At 39.7% G+C, this 20,071-nt stretch carries 17 protein-coding genes; 4 read left to right on the top strand and 13 right to left on the bottom strand.

Annotation, left to right across the window (positions count from 1 at the left end):
* Positions 1-54: 54 nt before the first annotated feature.
* Positions 55-510 (top strand): DUF441 domain-containing protein, encoded by a 456-nt coding sequence (locus tag FTV03_RS04640; protein ID WP_180010292.1) that lies wholly within the window; start codon positions 55-57, stop codon positions 508-510.
* Positions 511-556: 46 nt separating this feature from the next.
* Here FTV03_RS04640 and FTV03_RS04635 read toward each other — a convergent pair whose 3' ends face one another.
* The 11 genes from FTV03_RS04635 to FTV03_RS04585 all read right to left on the bottom strand — a co-directional run bounded on the left by FTV03_RS04635 (position 557) and on the right by FTV03_RS04585 (position 16,730).
* Positions 557-1,708 (bottom strand): CynX/NimT family MFS transporter, encoded by a 1,152-nt coding sequence (locus FTV03_RS04635; RefSeq protein WP_257220675.1) that lies wholly within the window; start codon positions 1,706-1,708, stop codon positions 557-559.
* Positions 1,709-2,013: 305 nt separating this feature from the next.
* A complete protein-coding gene (locus FTV03_RS04630; protein WP_180026930.1) occupies positions 2,014-3,024 on the bottom strand; it encodes a sensor domain-containing diguanylate cyclase in 1,011 nt (336 codons plus the stop codon).
* A gap of 253 nt (positions 3,025-3,277) precedes the next feature.
* Positions 3,278-3,604 (bottom strand): gamma-glutamylcyclotransferase family protein, encoded by a 327-nt coding sequence (locus FTV03_RS04625; RefSeq protein WP_180040213.1) that lies wholly within the window; start codon positions 3,602-3,604, stop codon positions 3,278-3,280.
* 9 nt (positions 3,605-3,613) lie between these two features.
* Positions 3,614-4,534, bottom strand: coding sequence for a LysR family transcriptional regulator (locus tag FTV03_RS04620; RefSeq protein WP_180040211.1), 921 nt, complete (start codon positions 4,532-4,534; stop codon positions 3,614-3,616).
* A 181-nt stretch (positions 4,535-4,715) separates the two neighbouring features.
* Positions 4,716-5,702 (bottom strand): ion transporter, encoded by a 987-nt coding sequence (locus FTV03_RS04615; protein WP_180040209.1) that lies wholly within the window; start codon positions 5,700-5,702, stop codon positions 4,716-4,718.
* Between the two features lie 148 nt (positions 5,703-5,850).
* A complete protein-coding gene (locus FTV03_RS04610; protein ID WP_111885078.1) occupies positions 5,851-7,566 on the bottom strand; it encodes an AAA family ATPase in 1,716 nt (571 codons plus the stop codon).
* Positions 7,567-7,662: 96 nt separating this feature from the next.
* Positions 7,663-9,678, bottom strand: a complete 2,016-nt coding sequence (locus tag FTV03_RS04605; protein WP_180040207.1) for a hypothetical protein — start codon at positions 9,676-9,678, stop codon at positions 7,663-7,665.
* Between the two features lie 213 nt (positions 9,679-9,891).
* Positions 9,892-10,659 (bottom strand): 1-acyl-sn-glycerol-3-phosphate acyltransferase, encoded by a 768-nt coding sequence (locus tag FTV03_RS04600; protein WP_180040205.1) that lies wholly within the window; start codon positions 10,657-10,659, stop codon positions 9,892-9,894.
* Positions 10,660-10,670: 11 nt separating this feature from the next.
* Complete coding sequence (locus FTV03_RS04595) at positions 10,671-11,786, bottom strand: beta-ketoacyl-ACP synthase III (RefSeq protein ID WP_180022509.1); 1,116 nt, start codon at positions 11,784-11,786, stop codon at positions 10,671-10,673.
* A 30-nt stretch (positions 11,787-11,816) separates the two neighbouring features.
* Entirely contained in the window at positions 11,817-15,734 is a 3,918-nt protein-coding gene (locus FTV03_RS04590; RefSeq protein ID WP_218950612.1) for a DUF3418 domain-containing protein, read from the bottom strand.
* 531 nt (positions 15,735-16,265) lie between these two features.
* On the bottom strand, positions 16,266-16,730 hold the full coding sequence (locus tag FTV03_RS04585) for a hypothetical protein (protein WP_180040201.1): 465 nt from the start codon (positions 16,728-16,730) through the stop codon (positions 16,266-16,268).
* Between the two features lie 336 nt (positions 16,731-17,066).
* Here FTV03_RS04585 and ahpC point away from each other — a divergent pair, with 336 nt between their 5' ends.
* The 3 genes from ahpC (at position 17,067) to FTV03_RS04570 (ending at position 18,822) form a co-directional block, all read left to right on the top strand.
* A complete protein-coding gene (gene ahpC / locus FTV03_RS04580) occupies positions 17,067-17,630 on the top strand; it encodes an alkyl hydroperoxide reductase subunit C (RefSeq protein ID WP_078193727.1) in 564 nt (187 codons plus the stop codon).
* A 291-nt stretch (positions 17,631-17,921) separates the two neighbouring features.
* The gene (locus FTV03_RS04575) at positions 17,922-18,398 is read left to right on the top strand and encodes a hypothetical protein (protein WP_180034674.1); all 477 of its coding nucleotides are present in this window, start codon (positions 17,922-17,924) and stop codon (positions 18,396-18,398) included.
* Positions 18,399-18,615: 217 nt separating this feature from the next.
* Entirely contained in the window at positions 18,616-18,822 is a 207-nt protein-coding gene (locus FTV03_RS04570) for a KTSC domain-containing protein (protein WP_078189026.1), read from the top strand.
* A gap of 84 nt (positions 18,823-18,906) precedes the next feature.
* Here FTV03_RS04570 and FTV03_RS04565 read toward each other — a convergent pair whose 3' ends face one another.
* Both FTV03_RS04565 and FTV03_RS04560 read right to left on the bottom strand, forming a co-directional pair.
* Positions 18,907-19,500: an O-methyltransferase gene (locus tag FTV03_RS04565; protein ID WP_180040199.1), complete on the bottom strand. Its 594-nt coding sequence runs from the start codon at positions 19,498-19,500 to the stop codon at positions 18,907-18,909.
* Between the two features lie 57 nt (positions 19,501-19,557).
* A complete protein-coding gene (locus tag FTV03_RS04560) occupies positions 19,558-19,776 on the bottom strand; it encodes a DUF1653 domain-containing protein (RefSeq protein ID WP_078189028.1) in 219 nt (72 codons plus the stop codon).
* Between the last annotated feature and the right edge of the window lie 295 nt (positions 19,777-20,071).

Below are 20,071 nucleotides of genomic sequence, written 5' to 3'. Positions count from 1 at the left end.
AATGTTTCTGCGCTACACTATTGATTATTTATTGAAGTTTCTCACGAATATCCTATGTCTCAGTTGGATTTAAATCTGATCGTGTTATTGGTGTTATTGGCTTGTGGCATCTTTAGCCACAATACAGCGATCACCATAGCAGCAGGTGTCTTGATTATTTTCCGCATCACGCCTTTGAGTGAATTTTTCCCCTATCTGCAACAATATGGCTTAAACATTGGCATTATTATTTTAACCATTGGCGTACTCACACCGATCGCTAGCGGGAAAATACCCGGCGATTCAATTTTAAAATCCTTTTTAAGTTGGAAATCCCTCGTCGCAATCGCCATTGGCGTCTTTGTCGCATGGTTAGGCGGTCGCGGTGTCAAACTGATGTCCAATCAGCCAGATGTGGTTGCCGGGCTATTGATTGGGACAGTCGCAGGTGTTGCGATGCTGCGTGGTGTACCTGTCGGCCCACTCATTGCAGCAGGCATCTTGTCGCTACTGATTGGGATTAAGCAATAAGGCCGTTGCTGACATAGCGGTTTAAAAAATTTTAATTTGAGCCATGCTACATTTTAAATAAACGCCGACTAAGCATGATTCCAACGAATGACAACGCTGACATCAAGATCCCCGCCCAAAACCACGCTCCAGTCTGTGAAACCACAGTGGCAATCACAGGTGGCAGAACAAATTGGGAAATTGCAGAACATTGTAAAATCATGCCGACCGTCGTACTAATTGCCGCAGGATAAGGTGCAAAATGCAGTGCTTGTGCAAAGACCGTCGCAGCAACCAAGCCTCCAAAAAGCGAAAAACTGAACACCGTTAAATATTGCAGTAAAAACGGTAACGCATCTTTAAAGAGATAAAATCCTAAGGAGCAAATGATCAAGACAGCAAAACCCAGTTGGACTAAAGTTTTAGCTTGAAAACCACGCTGTAATAACAGTCCACACCCCCATGTACCCACCGCATTGGCAACGGCAACGCTGGCTGTTAAAGCACCTGCCAATTCGGCTGAAATTTGGTTTTGTGCATAAATCATCGGTAAGAAACCCACCAAAGCAAACCATTGCCCTGCATATGTCCCAAAAATGAGCGCCAAAAGCCATGCTGCAGGATGTTTCAGAGTATCCCGAATGAGACCAATAATAGGTGTTGTATTCAGCGCTACATTAGGCTGAGGAATAAACATCGCAATACAGAGCAGTAATGCCGCAGTGATCATAGCGAAACTGAGCCAAACCACACTCCAACCATATTGAGCAATTAGAAATGGCGCAACCAATAAGGCTATGCCCATACCTCCGCCCATATAAGCACTCCACAGTCCCATCTTTGCGCTGATGTGCTGTAGCGGTACAAGCTGACGGATAAATGCAGGCCCTGTGAGTGTCACCAATAAGAAGCCAAAGCCTTCTATGACACGCAGAAGCAACAAGGCATCAAAGCTTTGTGCAAAACTCCCCCATGCACTTGCCATCGTTAATAAACTTAAGCCTAGTAATATACATAGCTTAAATCCAATTTTTTGGATATAACTGCCAATCAACAATGCAAAGCACATTCCTGCGCCCTGTACCAATGAAAGCAATAAACCAGACTGAATAAAGCTAATACCAAGTTGCTGCTGTAATACAGGTATCGCGGGCGGTAATTTCCCGATATGCATTGCAGCAATAAAACCTGCCGCAATAATGAATAAATCTTTTGACATCCCTTTCATTGAATTGTCATGCTCTTTTCGCCATGCAATAGTGCACAGCTTAACAATTCAAAATATTATTTTGAGTCAAAAAACAAATGACCTTAGATGATTTTTCAATTATTTAATCATCTTGCACCGTCACATGCTAAGCGCACTTTGATTTAAATTAAACAATGATATTCCGTGATGTCATCTGCAATTGTTTGAGACAACACGTATTCCCATCAAAAATGTTTTTTCTGATACTTTCAATAATTTGGCGGTAGTGAAGGAATTCACCTGCATAACAATTAGTGAATTATTTAAGCAGTGAGTTATTCAATATTTACTTGTTTCCGTTCACGCTTATTGGCGTACATTTTCAAATCAGCCATTTCGACCAATTGATCGATGGATTCGGCATCCTCTGGAAATAAAGCCATGCCAATACTGGCACCAATTTTCAAGCTCATTTGCTCGAATGCAAATGGCAGTCCGCAACTTTCTGCGATTCGATTCATCGCCGTTTGCGCACGCTCTAAGTTGGCAATATTGGTTAAAATCACAGCAAATTCATCACCACCCAAGCGTGCAACCAAGTCATCTTGACGCGTTTCACGCAAAATGCGCTGCGCGATTTCTTTCAGTGCAGCATCCCCAATGCGATGTCCAAACTGATCATTAATCGGCTTCAGACCATCCATATCAATCATCAAGATACCCAACACTTTTTTCTGCGCACGTGCTTTTTCTATCCCTTGGCGTAAAAAGTCGACAAACAAAGCCCGATTAGCTAAGCCGGTTAAGCTATCTTGCGTCGCCAATTTATATAGCTCTGTCGCACCGAAATGTGTCGCATGGTACATCGCCGCAGCGATCAACTCAGACATCAAACTTAATATATGCAAGTCGGCTTCCTGAAAGGCATCGACTTGGTCAGAGTAAATCTTTAAAACACCGACACCTTCATCACAATGAATCAATGGCACTACTGCCATCGAACGCAATCCAACACGTTGACATGCCACGCGATCTACCCGTGCATCTGTTTCCGAATCTTGGCAATACAGTGTTTGTTTTTGTGCAATACATAGACCTGATAAGCTGTTTTCAATATGAAGTCTTAAACCCAGTAAATGGCTCGCCCCGCCAGACACTGCACGATAGACCATATCACCATCTTCAGCCAACTCTACAACTGCACCTTTAGCGTGTGTAATCTGCTGCGCCTGTTCTGCGACCACGGTCATCACTGCATTTAGATCTAAACCCAGTTTGGCAATAGCTGTCTGCGTTTGAATCACAGACATGAGTTGAGTTGGTGAAGGTTCTATAGTATTCGGCATGATTGAGTTCAAACAGGGTTCAATGTGAGATACAGCTCAATTCTAAAAATTATTCATCCACTTGTATAGCAATCTTAAAGTGATTTCTGTGCATTCAAGCACTTTAGATACAACTCTTTCAAATACTGGTCTTCGAAAGAAAATGCACTCAAGGAAACAACAGAGCAAGCAGAATCATCGATACATATTTCGAAGGTTGGGGAAGTCATGATGTATGGATGACCCACGTATTTCACGACTCTCCCCCTGAATATTATTTCAACGCGTAAATTTCACTCTGCATCCATTCTCCGCCTTCCAGTTGCACATCGACAGCCACACGTTGATATTCAACCCCTTCAAATTCATCTAAAGCCGCCCAATGTGCGGCTAAGTTTTCAGAGATAAAAACATAGCCTTCAATCGCTAGACCTGCCTTCGATAAACGAATGCCCGGACTGCCCATCGCCGCACCCCAGCCTTTATGTTCTAACTCACCCCAAACCACACCTTTCTTCCACTCGCCACCAATACGCTCCATCACATGAGCATTGGGCTGACCTAGACGTAATGTCCCGTATACAAAAAGACTCTGAGTCATAGCTCCCCCTTAGTTGGAATAATATTGATTGCGTTTTTGTGAGAATTTGGCCAACTGTTTTAGGAAGCCTTCAAAATAGCTTTTTTCAGCCTCTTCGGTACGATAACCGGCGTACAAAGTTCGTCTTAAACCTTCAGGTGAAACACAATCTAAACGTCGAGAGGTCACCCAACCTTTTTGTTCATATTCATTCACGACCCAATCAGGTAATGCCGCGATACCACGACCACTTGCAACCAACTGAATCAGCATCTGGGTCAAATCTGTGGTACGGACATGTTTAGGTTGAATATTGGCCGGTAAAAATAATTTCGCCATGATATCTAAACGATGTTTATCAACCGGATAGGTAATCAGCGTTTCTTCTGCTAATTCTTGAACAGTCACATTTGTCGCACGAACCAATGGGTGTGTATTCGACAATACCAAACGAGACTCATATTCAAAGATAGGGAAATATTCCACACCTTTTAAATTGACCGGGTCTGCAGTAATCAGAAGATCAAACTCGCCCGTTTGTAATAGTTCATGCGGATTGGCTTCAAAGCCAGATGCAAAGTCCAAATCTACATCGGGGTATTGCTGACGGTAGACATTCAATAACGGCATCAGCCAGTCAAAGCAACTATGGCATTCTGAAGAAAAAATAATTCGGCCAGTTTGACCATGCACAATACGTGTAATGTCCGATTGCGCAATTTGAACTTGCGGCAAAATGTCATCGGCAAGGCGTAGTAAACGTTGCCCAACATTCGAAAAGGTCACAGGACGTGTCCGTCGGTTCACCACCTCTACCCCATACCAATGATCAAGCTCTTTCAACTGATGTGAAAGCGCAGAAGGCGTTAAACACAGATCATTAGATGCAGCGACCAAAGAACCATGTTCTCTGAGTGCCAATAATGTTTTGAGATGGCGTAATTCCAACATAATGAGTTCCACAAACGACATACTGAATGAGCTGAAAATCAGTATTTTTAAATTATATTTATCATATCATGATATTTATGAATCATATTCATCATAAATTTTATTTAACTATTTTTTATTCACATGAATATACTTCATCAAGTTTTACTGAATCATCTTTAGCTAATGTGTTTTTTTCACATTACAAATCAGGTAATTTTTTTCCACAATGCGGGCAATATGCATACTGCTCACGCTCCTGCTTTAATGATTCCTCTTTTTGCTCACGTAACAATTGCCAAATAATATCCTGTGTTTGCTCACGGGTTAAACCCACTGTTTTTCGGATTTCTTCGATTTTTTCAGGCTCAAGTACAAAATCAATTTCACGATTTTGAATCAACTCACGAAAACTGAGTTCTAATTGTTGTTTGCGTTGCTCCAATTCATGTGCCAAACCATTGGCTAAAATACCTGCTGGCAATGCTGCCAAGCCAACCCCTAATATCGTAATCATTGCACCTAATATCCGCCCAACAGGGGTTATCGGTGTTACATCGCCATAACCGACCGTCGTTAAAGTAACAACAGCCCACCACATGGACGCAGGAATAGAACTAAAGACCTCTGGCTGTGCTTTACTCTCAACTAAATACACCCCAGCTGCGGCCATAATAATCATAATAAATAAAATAAAAACAACAGCTTGAAATGAACCTTTTTCACGTTCAATGACACGTAACAAAATTTGCAACGACACAAAATATCGAGTTAATTTTAATAAACGCAGTAATCGTAAAATACGTAAAAAACGCAAATCAAAATGGACAAAGAAATTTAGATATGCAGGTAAAATTGCCAATAAATCAATAATTGCGCCACCACTTTTTACCCAATTCAAACGATTACGCCAAGCGGAGTAAAATGGGTCTTTATCTGCAATCGACCAAAGCCTCAATACGTATTCAACACTAAATATAATGATTGAAAAATTTTCAAAAAAATCAAAGTAAACTTGATAAGACAAATAAATATCATTGACCGATTCGAGTAAAACCGCAGCAGCATTACCTAAAATCAGCAATATCAAAGCATAGTTGAGAAAATGACTAAATTTAGTTTCATAATCATCATTATGTAAATTGTTATAGACAAATTTACGCAGTGAATACCATGCACTAAAAGTCATAATTCAAATCGTTAGCAAATTAACTTGCTACAGTGTAAACCATCGCTTAGGAAAAATACGAATCCTTTAGACAGTCTGCTGTTAAATCTATTGAACGATATTAACCACACTTTATTCATCAGTATTTTTCGTATGCACCATATATCCATTATTCCACAAATAATAAAGCCAAACGAACTTGGTCATATCCCATGCGTGGACTGGTCAACTCCACAATTGGGCGCAGCTTAACCGTGCCGTCATCATTATAATGTGCTGGGTCTTGTCGCTTCGCCAAGCGTTTATAGATTTTACGCACCTGTTCAACCACGTCTTCTCCCGGATGTGCCACCGAGATATCCAAACCTTGCTCTTTTTGCAGACGAGCCAAATGGTTAATAATCGTAGCAGGTGTTAAACCACGCTCCACTGCAATATCTTGAATTTCATAACCTTCTTCAAATAATTCACGAGTTTGATCTAAAGTCGCTGTGGCAAAGCTTTGTTTCGCACCAGTTTTGGCAATTTTCTTTTCATTGCGCTCGATTTCCACTTCATTCAGTGTTCCGCCACAATGGCGAATAAAGGCTTTGTGTTGAACGGTTAAATCGGCCTCTGCAAAATTGGTTTCCGCTTCATCAGAGAGTTCCTGAAAGCGTCGATCGGCTTTAATGGCCAAACTGTCGAGTTCTAAGGCTTGTTCATTAAAACCAAGTAAACGCAAACCATCTAATGTTTTTAAACGCGACAATGCCACATAACCCTGACCTTTCTCAAAAGTATGGGTCAAGTTAATTTCAGCCGCTGCAAGGGTCATCCCTTGAGATTTATGAATGGTGATCGCCCAGGCCAAACGCAGTGGAATTTGTTGGAAACTGGCAATGGTTTTACCATCATCATTATCGACAGACCATGTTTCAGGCTCGACCACCAAGGTCGTGCCATCAGTGAGTTTTACTTTAGGCAAGATGCCATATTCATCATCTTCTTCAAAACCTATCACTTCACCGAGGCTGCCATTGATATAGCCCACGTCAAAGTTGTTTTTTACAAACATCACTTTGGCATTTTTCTTTAAGGTCAAAGTTTCCGGCGCACGCACTGAAGATTTTAAGGTTTCGATCAGTTTATCATTACCATCACATTGGGCTTCAAACTGGCGAGATTCTTGCTCAATTTCATTTAGATGTTTATAGTTAATACTATCTACATCCATATTATGGGTATACAAGCGCGTAAAGGTTTCACCTATATTTTGTGAACTTGTCTGCCTTAAAGCATGCAAATGATCGCCAGTAATTTGCTGAGCACGAATCGCATTTAGAATATCATTGAGATAGTCATTACCCTGACGATGTTGTTCGGTCAAATAACACACGCGAAACTTCGCTTCTACCCATGCCTCAGACATAAAGCAAAACTTGTCACGGTTTAATTCACCTTTGCGTCCCACAGGGGGTAACTGGAAGAAGTCACCTGCAACAATGACTTGAATCCCCCCAAAAGCATCTTCACTGTCTTTAAAAAATTTTAAAACTTTATTCACCAAGTTTAATTGCTTGGCATGCAACATCGAAATTTCATCGATGATTAAAACTTGGGCATTTTCCAAATGCTCTTTTAAATATTTACGTTCTTTTAAGCGCTTTAACTCATCTTCGGAAATCGCATCTTTAATCCCAATCCCTGCCCATGTATGAATTGTCATGCCATTCATATGGGTTGCAGCAATCCCTGTAGAAGCCGTAATTGCCACCGGCACTTTGCGCGCTTTTAGATAATTGATGTACTGATTTAAAGTATAAGTTTTACCTGCACCAGCCGAACCTGTTAAAAACACATTTTCGCCTGCTTTGAGCAGCTTGAGTGCAGTTTCTTGTTTCATAAGACCTATACCGTAAAAGAACGGCTATAGCCTAACGATTTTTGACTCAAAAGTTAAGCGCACAACACAGTTTCCTAAATCCGTATTTCGCCAATCTTACTTTAAGCTATTGAACCTATTTAAAAATTCTTTGGCGATATTTACTTTTTCTATTTCTGCTTGGGTATTATTTGAATACTCAAGTTGATCAAAAACCAAAATGTGGTTTTGCACATGACAGCCCAAAGTCATCGATACATGCAAAATGGGATGGTACATATGAAAAGCTACATATACTCTTGCAATGATACTGGCGCTATAACTTGATGCCAAACAATGTTTAAACTGAATAGATTCATCAATAATTCGATCGATGGTTTTTAATTCCTCAAAGACCCAATCTTGAAAATATATTTTGTCTTCAGTTGTAACCGGCTGCCAAACCGTTGTCGAAAATTGACGCTTTAATTGAGTTAACACTTCTTGCTTTTGTTGCTTAGCATGCCAATGCACCGCCTGATGAAAGACCCCATTCCACGTGATATTTTTAGGCACTGTATGACCTGTCGAATAGGCAGCACTGACATAGTCACGCACATAGGCATCAAATACAGATACTCTTAAATTAGCATGCTTTAAATAAAATAAGTTTCGAAAATCCTGCAGTTGAATTTTATGTTGTCGTAAAACATTTAAAAATTGGCGATTTTCTTGGGTTTCTGTACGGATATAATCCATCAAAGCCTGCGGTAAATGCTGCGTACAACGCACTAAATGCTGCAGATAAGCCTGCATAATACGGCTCAAGGGTAGATAGACTTTTTTAATTGCCTGATCCTCTGCGCCCAACACCTGTCGCATTAAGATCAACCACTCATCTAAATACAAAATCGATGGGCTGATCACCACCCGGTGATCATCATGCTGCTGATATTTTCGCTGCAAAACAAATTGCAGATTTTTTTCATGATTAAACCAGCCATGTTCATGCGCAATCGCATGGCAATTTTGAATAAATAAACGCGCTGCAATAAATTGAAAATGTTGTAAGGTCGCAAGAATCAACGAGGGATGAATATGCTGCGTATCGACAAAACTCAATGCTGTCACAGCCACACGTACATTACTGTGTTGGAAATTACGACTCAGCCAATCCAACACTTCGGCTGACTGTTTGAACATCCATCGCACTGCACGATTGTTATCGAGTAAAGGGAGTTTTCCACATTTTTTTTGCCAAATTGCTGTGGCTTGCACAAAATTGCTATGGCTTAATATGTCCTGTTCTGCCCAAACATCCCGATGCATCATACGAATAAAGCCTAGTAAATTGGGACGCTCATATGCATGGTCGAGCAACAAAATAATATCTTCTATATGTTCATTTAATTCTTGTAAATTGAACCGATCTTCATAACTCAAACTCATGATCCGATAAATCGTCGGATCTAAAAATTGTGCCGTAGCAAAACAAATCTCGTCCAAACTATCCATTAACAGTTGTATCGGCAATATTTCAGCTTCTGTAAGTGAGTTGAGTGCGAACATCTGCTCAATCTTTTGCATCAACCAATGGGGTAGACAGATTTGGCATTCGATATACGTTTGTAATAGCGGTGTCTGATAAATCTGCTGCTCTTGCATCAACTGATCAAAAATTTGCGCTTCAACTGCTGTCATCTGTGCTAAAAACTGTTGAACACGCGCTGACCCATTTAGATGTTGAAAAATCGACTGTAAGATCAATTGTCTAAATTGCTGTGCTTTTTCTCTGAGCAAGAGTGAATGTTGCGGCTTTAGGTCGCCAGTAAAAAAATACAATTCATGAAATAAGAAATCTTCTATTGCCTCAATACATGGCACTGTCGAATGCAATTCAGCAATTTTGATGGGTCTAAATGGACTTCTAGGAAACTGATAGCCAATTGATTCACGACTTTGTAGTTGTAAGGTCCACAGTCCATTACACAGTTGAATGCGGTGCAGCTCTTGTTCAATTTTAAAGATATTTTGTGAATTGAGTGCCGTAGCAAGATCCATTTGCTCTTGATACAACTGCTTTAAACTTGGAGATATTCGAATAAGTTGCCGAGCAATATGCTCTAGCTGCGGGGTCAAGCTTTTCTTTTCCATCTTCCGCCCTAACGATTGTTGAATATTTTTCAACCTTCACTATAGTCAAAGTTTAATGCTCCGACTACTGCCATTAATCAACCAAATAGCTGTACAAAAGGTCAATACAAAGGCATTCAATAAAAAAGTCTAAAAGCTATTGTTGTGACAAAATTCACTATGATTTTGAGCTGTGACGAATAAAAAATGGATGAAGTTGAAGAGTAGTCACTATTATTGATCTGTAGAATGTGGTTCTGAACGGATTTTCTTAAGCTGTTCTATGGCAGTGTAAATATCTTGTTGTAGTGCCTCTCGATAGAGCTTTAAAGCCTCTACACTCTGAATATGACTCAAACTTTGACGGGGTAAAAATTGAAAATAGAATGGAATGCGCTTGGGGATAATCCGTTTAGGTAAAGACGGAATCACATCACCATGACGTAATAATTTATCGAGTTTTTGTATTTTTAATAGTTGTTTAAACCAACGATGTTCAACGATCACACTGGCATCAAAACCCAGTTCAAAGACTTCATCTCCACCTAAAGCGGCAAAAGGCACGATATCATAATTAAATTCTTGCGCCAGTTTTAAAAAGCCATAACGTTGCTTCCAAATCAGTTGATAGGCTTCGCCTTTTCGCTTCAAAACCTCTCGACCACCACCGGGAAAAACTAAAATGGAATAACCTTGTTGCATCACAGTTCTGACATAGTCCTGAATACCTTGGACTGCACCGAACTTTTTGACCATGCCACGCCAACCGGGCAAATAAAAATGGCTATGATCAGCGATACTGACCACAGCCACTTTATGTTCATTGTAGAGATAATCAATAATCAACGGTGAATCGAGTACACCGTAAATTGTATGATTCCCTACATACATTGCAGGTTTTGATGCATCAATATATTCAGCGCCAAAAAAGGTCGGCGTGAAATACATGCGGGATAAAGCACTTAAACGCTTTATCCATTTTGCATCATGTTCAACCTGCAAATGTGCTGACCTTAGGCAGCATCATGTTTTTGAACAAGTACAGAACCTACTGAGTAGCCTGCACCAAATGAGCAAAGTACACCATATTCGCCATGGTTTACTTCATTCGCAGTACGGTGCAATGCAATAATGACACCTGCTGATGAAGTATTGGCAAATTCATCAAGAATGATTGGCACAAGGTCTGGCTGAGCATGTTCTTTGCCCACAACCAGTTTCAGAATCAATTCATTCATGCTGGCATTCGCTTGGTGTAACCAGAAGCGTTTTACATCTGTTGCCGCAATTTTATTGTCATCCAATTGCTTAGTGATCATTTTCGCCACTAATGGACACACTTCTTTAAATACTTTACGACCGTCTTGACGGAAACGGTTGTTGTCGATGTCAGCATCGACTTCACTCATATTTAAGTAACCGAAGTTGTTACGAATGTTGTTTGAGAACTGAGTAAACAGGTCAATATCCAACACTTCAAAACCAGCTTTGGTTTCAGTTTCTTCAATGATCGAAGCCGTTGCAACGTCACCAAAGATGAAGTGACAGTCACGCATACGGAAATCTGTATGACCAGATGTGATCTCAACGTTCACCAATAACACGCGACGAGCGCCTGATTTGATCGCGTCATAGGCTTGCTTAATACCAAAAGTTGCAGCTGAACATGCAACGTTCATGTCATAGGCATAACCCTGAATACCCAACGCAGTTTGAATTTCAATTGAAACGGCTGGATATGCACGTTGAATGTTAGAGCACGACAAGATCACAACATCGATGTCTTCAGCAGTCACACCCGCATTTCCCATCGCTTGCTTTGCAGCAGCTACGCCCCATTCCGCTTGAATAGACAATTCATCATTTGAACGTTCATGCAATACTGGACGTAAACGTTTTGGATCTAAAATACCGCTTTTTTCAGCAACATAACGTGCTTTTACGCCAGATGCTTTTTCGATAAATTCTGCACTTGAACCACGGCGCGCTTCTAGCTCACCGGCTTCAATTTTTTCAGCATTATCACTGTTGTACTGTTCCACATAAGCATTTAAAGCTTCAACTAACTCTTCGTTAGTAATTACGTCTTCTGGATGATAAAGACCTGTACCCGTAATGCGGATGCCCATGTAAAACTCCTTTTAGAAATTACCTATATCTTAACTGATTCCGAGCTTATCCCATACTTTTTGCAAGCGGGATGGAGAAATTGGCATCTTGGTCTTCATTGGTTGAGAGAAAATAGAGATGCGTAACTCCTCAACCATGAAATACAATTCTTTAAGGCGAGTGTCATTTTTAAACTTAAATAATTTTTCCATCCATGGGTCAACTTGATCAATGGCAGAATTGTCCCTTTGTAGGTTATTTGGCAAGCGGTCTAAACGCAAGACTAATGCCTTCAAATATCTTGGAAATTCGAGCCACACATCGGAAGTTTTGCCATAAACAAAATCTGAAAGTTGCATCAAATCGAGTTGATCTTCAATGTCATCAATGTTCTTTCCAAACACAGAATCATCTAAAACCAACAATTTCCGACGTATATCCTGCCATTGAATATAGGTTTCAGTTAAAACGGCTAATGCTTGTTGCCCATGGGTTAAGAAAGATTTCTTTACATTTAAAATCAGGTTTTGGTACTCCTGCACATTGACAGGTAGCTCATTTATTGCAAGCTGAAGTGTGGCATAAACTAACATTTGCTCTAGTTTGGCTTTGTCACCTAGCGGTGAATAAGCCAATGCCAAGGGTTTAGAAATCTGTTTTTTCAACTGACGAACTAAGTCCCCCAGCTGCATATGAACCAAACGAATGATCCCTTCGCGGTGTTGTTTGACTGCTTCAAATTGGTCATTGAAGGTCTGAATCACCACACCCGATTCATCTTTGGCATCCAACTCCGCAAAGCTTTTGACTGGAACAAGCGCTTGATATTGTTTCACCACCACACCCGTGACTTTTTGTGATGCTTCGAACACAAAATTATCAGGGAAGGTTTTAAACTCACCTTTTAACTGTTTGACTGGGCTATGAGTTTCCGTACGACAGCGTGCTTTGAGTTCATCTAGATCACGACCTTGCTCAATCACACGGCCTTTTTCATCAATGACTTTGATTAAAGGCAGCAGATATTGCTCAACGCGTTCCCAAGAAAAGTCCTTATCTGTGATTTGCTCACCACGCAGTTGGAACGCCAAGAAACTAAAAATATGCTCGCGCAAATGCACGGCATCGACACGATCCATCAATTTACGCGCTGTATCAGGTATTGGCACCAAGTGACGGCGTTTATCCTTAGGCAGTGCTTTAAGTAAAGCTTCAATCAGGTCTTGTCGCCAACCAGGTATACCCCATGACCAAATATTTTCATCCACTTGCGGCAAAGCTTGAACTGGAATTTTGACCGTTGCACCATCTTCATCATGACTTGGGTCAAAACGATAACTTGCAGCCAAACGCAGTTCACCATTTCGTAGGTAGTCTGGAAATTGCTGGGTCGTTGGACGGTCATTCATCCAAAGCGCATCATCATCGATAAATAAATGCCGTGGATTTTTCGGTTCTACAGTTGCACGCCAGTCTTCAAAACTACGACGACTTGCCACCTCTTCAGGCACTTTTGCAGCATAAAATTGGTAGATGGTTTCTTCATCCACCACCAAATCACGACGACGCAGTTTATCTTCAACACGCTCAACTTCTTCGAGTTTTAATAAATTGTGTTTTAAGAACGGCGGCGTAATACCCAAATGTCCCGTCGTCAACGCATCGCGTAGGAAAATTTCATGCGCCGCCGGATGATCCAATTTTTCATAATTAATCTGACGACGTGGCTCAATAATCAAACCAAATAAAGAAATTTGATCATAAGCATTCACCACACCAGCTTTTTTCGACCAATGCGGCTCAAAATAATGATGCTTCAATAAATCGCCTGCAGCCAATAAAATCCATTCAGGTTCAATTTTCGCCAATGTACGAAGATATACCTGAGAGGTTTCCACCATCTCAAAAGCCATGACCCAAGGTGTATTTGTTTTATGCAAAGTTGATGCAGGGAAAATACGTGCCTTTTGCTGACGCACTGCCATGAACACATTACGTTCATCGGTTTTGTTGGCAATAAATGAAAGTAAACCCGTTAATAACGCACGGTGCAGATTTTCATAATTGGCCTTCTTTTCATTAAAGGACAGTTTTAAGCCCTGAGCCAAATCCACCAATTGCTCATGGGTTTTTTTCCACTCACGGAGGCGTAACCAACTCAGGAAATGGTTGCGTGCAAATGTACGACGCTTATTTTCACTCATGTCACGGTTGGCGACTAAAGCTTCCCATAACTTGATATAGAACAAGAAATCTGAGTCAGCTTCACGGAACAAAGCATGTTTCTGATCGGCCTGCATTTGTTTATCCGCAGGACGTTCACGTGGATCTTGTACTGCCAAAGCAGCGACAATAATCAAGACTTCATTTAATACGCCAAAATGCGCTCCGCCCAAAATCATCCGTGCAAGACGCGGGTCGATTGGCATTTTCGCCATTTGCTGACCAATTTTGGTTAAACCACCACCCTTCGCCGGAGGAAGTCCCCCTTTTGTAAAGGGGGATTTAGGGGGATTACTTTCAATAGAATCTCCCCCAACCCCTCTTTGCGAAAGAGGGGCTTTCCCTTTCTCAACCATCGCCCCAAGCTCAATCAAAAGCTTACGACCATCATTCACCAAACGATGATCTGGCGGCTCAATAAAATCAAAGTCTTCTAATTCACCAAAGCCCAAACTTTGCATTTGCAAAATAACCGAGGCCAAGTTGGTTCGTTTAATCTCAGGCTCGGTAAATTCAGGACGACTCATAAAGTCTTCTTCTGAATATAGTCGAATACACACACCCGGCGCGATACGACCACAACGACCTTTACGCTGATTTGCTGCCGCCTGTGATACAACCTCAATCGGTAGACGCTGTACACGTGAGCGATAGTTATAACGGGATATCCGTGCAAAGCCACTATCAATTACGTAGCGAATATTCGGTACGGTTAAAGCCGTTTCTGCCACGTTGGTGGCAATAATAATACGTCGCCCACCGCCTGATGGATTAAAGATCTTTTGCTGTTCTGCCAAAGCCAATCGAGCATATAATGGCAAAACTTCGGTATGTCTTGGCCCAAACTTTTGCAGTGTTTCCTGTAACTCACGAATTTCTTGTTCAGTGCTGGCAAAAATCAAAATGTCGGCATGTTCAGGATGACCTTTTTCCTGCGCATCTTGAAAACATTCTTCTACAGCTGAAACCACGGCACGAGGTAAATTTTCTTCAAAATCGTCAAATTCATCATCATCACTGCCGACAATACTCAGCTCTGAAATCGGACGATAACGCAATTCTACAGGGAAGCTTCGACCTTCGACTTCAAAAATAGGTGCCCCATTGAAGTAATTAGAGAAGCGATTTACGTCTAATGTCGCGGAGGTAATGATAACTTTGAGATCTTTACGACGTGGCAAGAGCTGTTTGAGATAGCCCATGATGAAGTCGATATTTAGCGAACGTTCATGCGCTTCATCGATAATAATCGTGTCGTATTTATTTAAGAATCGGTCATTGGCCAGTTCAGCCAATAAAATACCGTCGGTCATCAAACGAACGATTGAATCTTGTGAACCTTGTTCATTGAAACGAACTTTAAAGGAGATCGACTCCCCCAGCTTTTCGCCCACTTCTTCGGCAATACGCTGCGAAACGCTACGTGCGGCCAGTCGACGAGGTTGCGTATGTCCAATCAAACCCGTTAAACCACGACCTGCAAGCATGGCAATTTGCGGTAACTGCGTGGTTTTACCCGAACCGGTTTCACCTGCCACAATAATCACTTGATGCTTTTGAATCGCATCGATCAGTTTGTCTGCATACTGCGTAACAGGTAAGTCTTGATTTAATTTAATATTTGGGATGCGGGCAATCCGTTCGCGGACTTTCGCATTCGACTTTTCAAACAAATCTTGAAATTTTTCAGGATTGGCTTCTTTGCCTTTTTTCAGCCGACTTAAGCGATGGCGATCACGAACCATGACCAATTGATCGACATTTAACTGACTTGGCACAGATGCATTATCCTAATAATTAAAAATAGAACCGAATATTTTACGCTGTATGTAAAAATAGTGAAAGATGAATCTATTTTTTGCGTGCCTGAAACCAATAGATGAAGCCGAACAGAATAAAATGATAAAAAACTAAAATTGCGGCCAATAACCAATAATTGCCACATGCTTCTATGCTGTCATGTAATAGCTGATAAAATGGCACTGTATAAGACATACTCAACGGCATAATTAAAAACATCAATAAAATGAAAGAGATGATCAAAAAATGATGAACAGATTTTGCTAAGCACAAAAAGAATTGAGAATAAAAAGCAAATCAACGCAATAAAAATAAATAAAAGAGGTTCATCCGATGAAAAACCATTCATTTCAGCATAATAAATAATTTGATTCGAGCTAGCATCTTGAAAGCACATTCTTGAGTCATCCAGTATAGATAAAATGAAGCAACATGCTGACAAGAATAGGCAACTCAAGCTTATCCATTTGGATGCTTTATCTATTAGTTTCAGTGCCATAGAAAATATAAACGAAACTAAAAATAATAAATATGCTCAGCCCGATCACCCATGCGAACAACCAACCATTATGACAATAAACAATACTGTCATAGATAATTTTTGAAATTGAAGCAGTTTCTATCATTAAAATGATGATGAATTGAAAAATCGCATATAGCCATAATATAACCACATACCAAGCACGTCTAAATGATAGCAACAGTGGGAAAAAAAAGAAGATTCCAACGATTCCCATGGTACTCAATAGCGTAGGATCATCTGATGAAGTTCCTAATAGTTCATTAAAATAGATCGCTTTTTGAGGTTGCAAGTATTCATAGATACATAAATTTGTACCTGTGTCTTCAACTTTAAGAATACATAGTGATGCAAGTGCAAGACTGAGAATGGCAATGATACGAAAAAAATTGACTAAGCACCTGATCAAATCTGGAATCATTTTATGTTCATGCCATCTTATATGAACACATTCTATAATTTGAAATATTTTTTATAACTTTTTTAGAGATCACCCTTGAAATCTTATGCCACAAGCATCATGTTGGTTACAGATTTTAAAAAGATGATTTTGTCATTTTACTTTCAACTTTATATGGCATTGATATGGCTTATATCGAATGAAATAATGATAAATAATCGTTATTGTTGAAATAGTTCTGGAGTGTACTAATTCGGATTTTCCGATATTAGTTATGTAAAAATACTATTTCAGCAATAAGAAAAATTTCTGTACCCTATTGGAAATCAAAAACAAACCTCAATCATGGAGACAATGATGAGCTTAATTAATACTGAAGTTAAACCGTTTAAAGCACAAGCATTCCAAAATGGTCAATTCATCGAAGTAACTGAAGCTGATCTTAAAGGTAAATGGTCTGTTGTATTCTTCTACCCAGCTGACTTCACTTTCGTTTGCCCAACTGAACTTGGTGACCTTGCTGACAACTATGCAGAATTCCAAAAACTAGGTGTTGAAATCTACTCAGTTTCTACTGACACTCATTTCACTCACAAAGCTTGGCACGATTCTTCAGAAGAAATCAAAAAAATCCAATACGTAATGGTTGGTGATGCGAACTGGACTCTTGCTAAAAACTTTGATGTATTAATCGAAGCTGACGGTCTTGCTGATCGTGGTACTTTCGTTATCGATCCAGAAGGTAAAATCCAAATCGTTGAAATCAACGCTGGTGGTATCGGTCGTGATGCTCAAGAACTTCTTCGTAAAGTTAAAGCAGCTCAATACGTACACGCTCACCCAGGCGAAGTTTGCCCAGCTAAATGGAAAGAAGGCGATGCAACTCTTGCTCCTTCAATCGACCTAGTTGGTAAAATCTAATCTGTATTAGATTGAACTGATTCAAAAACCACGCTTTTAGCGTGGTTTTTTTGTGCCTATTATTGGAGAGTATGTACCTCTATATACCCTACGCAGTTCACACTTTATTCATACAGCTATAACGCCCTAGCACTTTCCATCTATCTATAGATATTCATCAACTTAGCACTTACACAAATATAATAAAAATGCGCCTCATACCTGATAGTTTAGACTTACATCTTTGTCGGTATTTCAGTATTTTTAACTTGAATTTTAGGTCAATTGCTTATTTCAGGAAGATGTAAGCCCATGAAAAAATATTTCGTCTCGATCAGTTTAATTTTATGTTCGTTTACGACTTTTGCTGCCGTGAACTGCGAAGGTGAAATTAAAAACCAAAGTATTCGTGAAGATATTAAAGTCAAAAAAAATTGTCAGCTTGAAGGTTTAATTGTTCATGGCAATGTTATTTTAGAAAATGGCGCTAGTGTTGAACTGCATGACAATCATATAAAAGGCAATATTGAGTCTAATAAAAATTTTACCAAGATCATTGCCAATCATAACAATATCAGTGGCAATGTCGATTTTACGACAGGGAAAAACATCCAACTCCTCAATAACCAAATTTCAGGCGACCTGAAATTAAAGAAAAATAACGGCAATATTGTTCTAAATAATAATGAAATCGCAGGTAATTTGATTTGTCTTGAAAATGCTTTTTCAATTAATGGCAGCAACAACCAAGTCAAAGGCAATAAATCAGAACAATGCCGTAGTTTTTAACTCCCCCGACACCAACAAGTGAGAATGACGCTTATGGCATTTCTTTGAACTGGCATTATTTTTATCAAATTAGTTGATAAAGAAATGAAAAAAATGTGAGATAAAACATTATTTTTTAACAATTCTGCAATACTTCACGCCCTAAATTTGTCTTAATTTCAAATGAGATAAACCTTTAACTGCAGTATGACTATAACAACGCAATAAGGGGTGGCTTATGACAACAACTGTTGTAACTTCTTGGAAATACAGTTCTTCTTCACGTTACTTAAAAATATTTTATGCGAATGGTTCTGGGGATCTCTTTTATCCAGTTTCACCTTTTATTTATGATAATTTACTTCGATGTAGTGATAAAACGGCATTTGTCCACAAATATTTAGAATATGATCTACATTTTTCACGAGTAAGCTTACAGGGTTAAACCGCTACAAGCTCAGCGCTATAGCAACAGTATTTTTACTAATTAAAAAAAATTCGATCAAATCAGGGCTGAATGCCCTGATTTTTAGTTGCGCCAAGTCACCATAAAGAGCCCTGCGCCCACATTTAAGGTCGTACTGATAAAACGATCATCCGTTTCAACACGTTGGATAAATTCAGCGACCTCATTGGCATGTGATAGCACATTATCCACGATCAACACGCCATTTTGAACTTGTATCAATTCAGCTAAATATGACCAATACGCCACATACGCATCACGTTCTGCATCTAATAAAATGAAGTCATAACGACGATTTGAATGCTGTAAAAAATGCAGTGCATCGCCATGATGAAATTCGATGTATTCGGATAAAGCTAAATTTTCCGCATGCTGTTTAGCTTTCTCAATGCGCGCTGCATCAATTTCAATGGTTTCGACCCACCCTTGTGTAGACTGCGCAGCATCTGCTAACCACAGCGTGGAATAGCCTGTAGATGTTCCAATTTCCAAGATCTGTTTGGCTTGTTTTAAGCGAATTTGCATAGCTAAAAACAGTGCAGACTCAGGCTTAATATTTCGGTAACGCGCAAGTCGGTGATTTTGCGCAGCATCGTGAGCACTAAAGTCTGCATAGAGTTGTTGCATATAGTTTTTAAAATTTGCATCCATGCTCATGATTCTGTCCTTTTGTTATTTCTTTCATATTTATAAATTGAAGTACTAAATATCTACTTAGTGGGTTTCTTGGATCAGCTTAAAACGTGGAATTACTTCACCATCAATTTCAACGGTTTCCATAAACATCTCTAAGGGTCTAACCCACATTGAATAGTCGTCATACAAGCACTGATAGACCACAACTTTTTCACGCGTTTCACTATGTGTTGCAACATGAAAGACTTGATACAACTGACCTTTATAATGCTGATAAATCCCTTGCTTGACCTGCATGCCATTTCTCTAAAAAGTTCTCAATACAATAGGGTTGACTCTAGCATTGTCTTGCTTAAAGCGCGATGAATTCGTTTATTTTTCCACTATTTAACTTGTATTTCTCGATAGTGGCCCAATATTGACTGGATTCACATCGGTATATTCTAATGATTTAGAAAGAAATTCAATCATTTGATTTGTAAAACCGATTAATTTTATAAAAACAAACCGTTTCACCTATTTAATGGTTTGTTCTATCATTCTCTCATCAAATAAATTTACTCCTCTGGAGACGTTAGCAATGTTAGATCAA

Origin of the sequence: Acinetobacter sp. YH12218 (genome assembly GCF_013417925.1) — a bacterium.
In the GTDB taxonomy this organism is placed as follows: Bacteria; Pseudomonadota; Gammaproteobacteria; order Pseudomonadales; family Moraxellaceae; genus Acinetobacter; species Acinetobacter amyesii.
This window is presented reverse-complemented; position numbering and strand designations above follow the sequence as displayed.

Excerpts from the sequence above, each read along its gene's own strand:
- FTV03_RS04560 (WP_078189028.1), bottom strand. The coding sequence starts at position 19,776 with ATGCAGGTCAAGCAAGGGATTTATCAGCATTATAAAGGTCAGTTGTAT.
- FTV03_RS04590 (WP_218950612.1), bottom strand. The coding sequence starts at position 15,734 with ATGGTTCGTGATCGCCATCGCTTAAGTCGGCTGAAAAAAGGCAAAGAA.
- FTV03_RS04615 (WP_180040209.1), bottom strand. The coding sequence starts at position 5,702 with ATGACTTTTAGTGCATGGTATTCACTGCGTAAATTTGTCTATAACAAT.
- FTV03_RS04625 (WP_180040213.1), bottom strand. The coding sequence starts at position 3,604 with ATGACTCAGAGTCTTTTTGTATACGGGACATTACGTCTAGGTCAGCCC.
- FTV03_RS04635 (WP_257220675.1), bottom strand. The coding sequence starts at position 1,708 with ATGTCAAAAGATTTATTCATTATTGCGGCAGGTTTTATTGCTGCAATG.
- FTV03_RS04595 (WP_180022509.1), bottom strand. The coding sequence starts at position 11,786 with ATGGGCATCCGCATTACGGGTACAGGTCTTTATCATCCAGAAGACGTA.
- FTV03_RS04570 (WP_078189026.1), top strand. The coding sequence starts at position 18,616 with ATGACAACAACTGTTGTAACTTCTTGGAAATACAGTTCTTCTTCACGT.
- FTV03_RS04565 (WP_180040199.1), bottom strand. The coding sequence starts at position 19,500 with ATGAGCATGGATGCAAATTTTAAAAACTATATGCAACAACTCTATGCA.
- FTV03_RS04605 (WP_180040207.1), bottom strand. The coding sequence starts at position 9,678 with ATGGAAAAGAAAAGCTTGACCCCGCAGCTAGAGCATATTGCTCGGCAA.
- FTV03_RS04610 (WP_111885078.1), bottom strand. The coding sequence starts at position 7,566 with ATGAAACAAGAAACTGCACTCAAGCTGCTCAAAGCAGGCGAAAATGTG.
- FTV03_RS04630 (WP_180026930.1), bottom strand. The coding sequence starts at position 3,024 with ATGCCGAATACTATAGAACCTTCACCAACTCAACTCATGTCTGTGATT.
- FTV03_RS04585 (WP_180040201.1), bottom strand. The coding sequence starts at position 16,730 with ATGATTCCAGATTTGATCAGGTGCTTAGTCAATTTTTTTCGTATCATT.
- FTV03_RS04640 (WP_180010292.1), top strand. The coding sequence starts at position 55 with ATGTCTCAGTTGGATTTAAATCTGATCGTGTTATTGGTGTTATTGGCT.
- FTV03_RS04620 (WP_180040211.1), bottom strand. The coding sequence starts at position 4,534 with ATGTTGGAATTACGCCATCTCAAAACATTATTGGCACTCAGAGAACAT.
- FTV03_RS04575 (WP_180034674.1), top strand. The coding sequence starts at position 17,922 with ATGAAAAAATATTTCGTCTCGATCAGTTTAATTTTATGTTCGTTTACG.
- ahpC (WP_078193727.1), top strand. The coding sequence starts at position 17,067 with ATGAGCTTAATTAATACTGAAGTTAAACCGTTTAAAGCACAAGCATTC.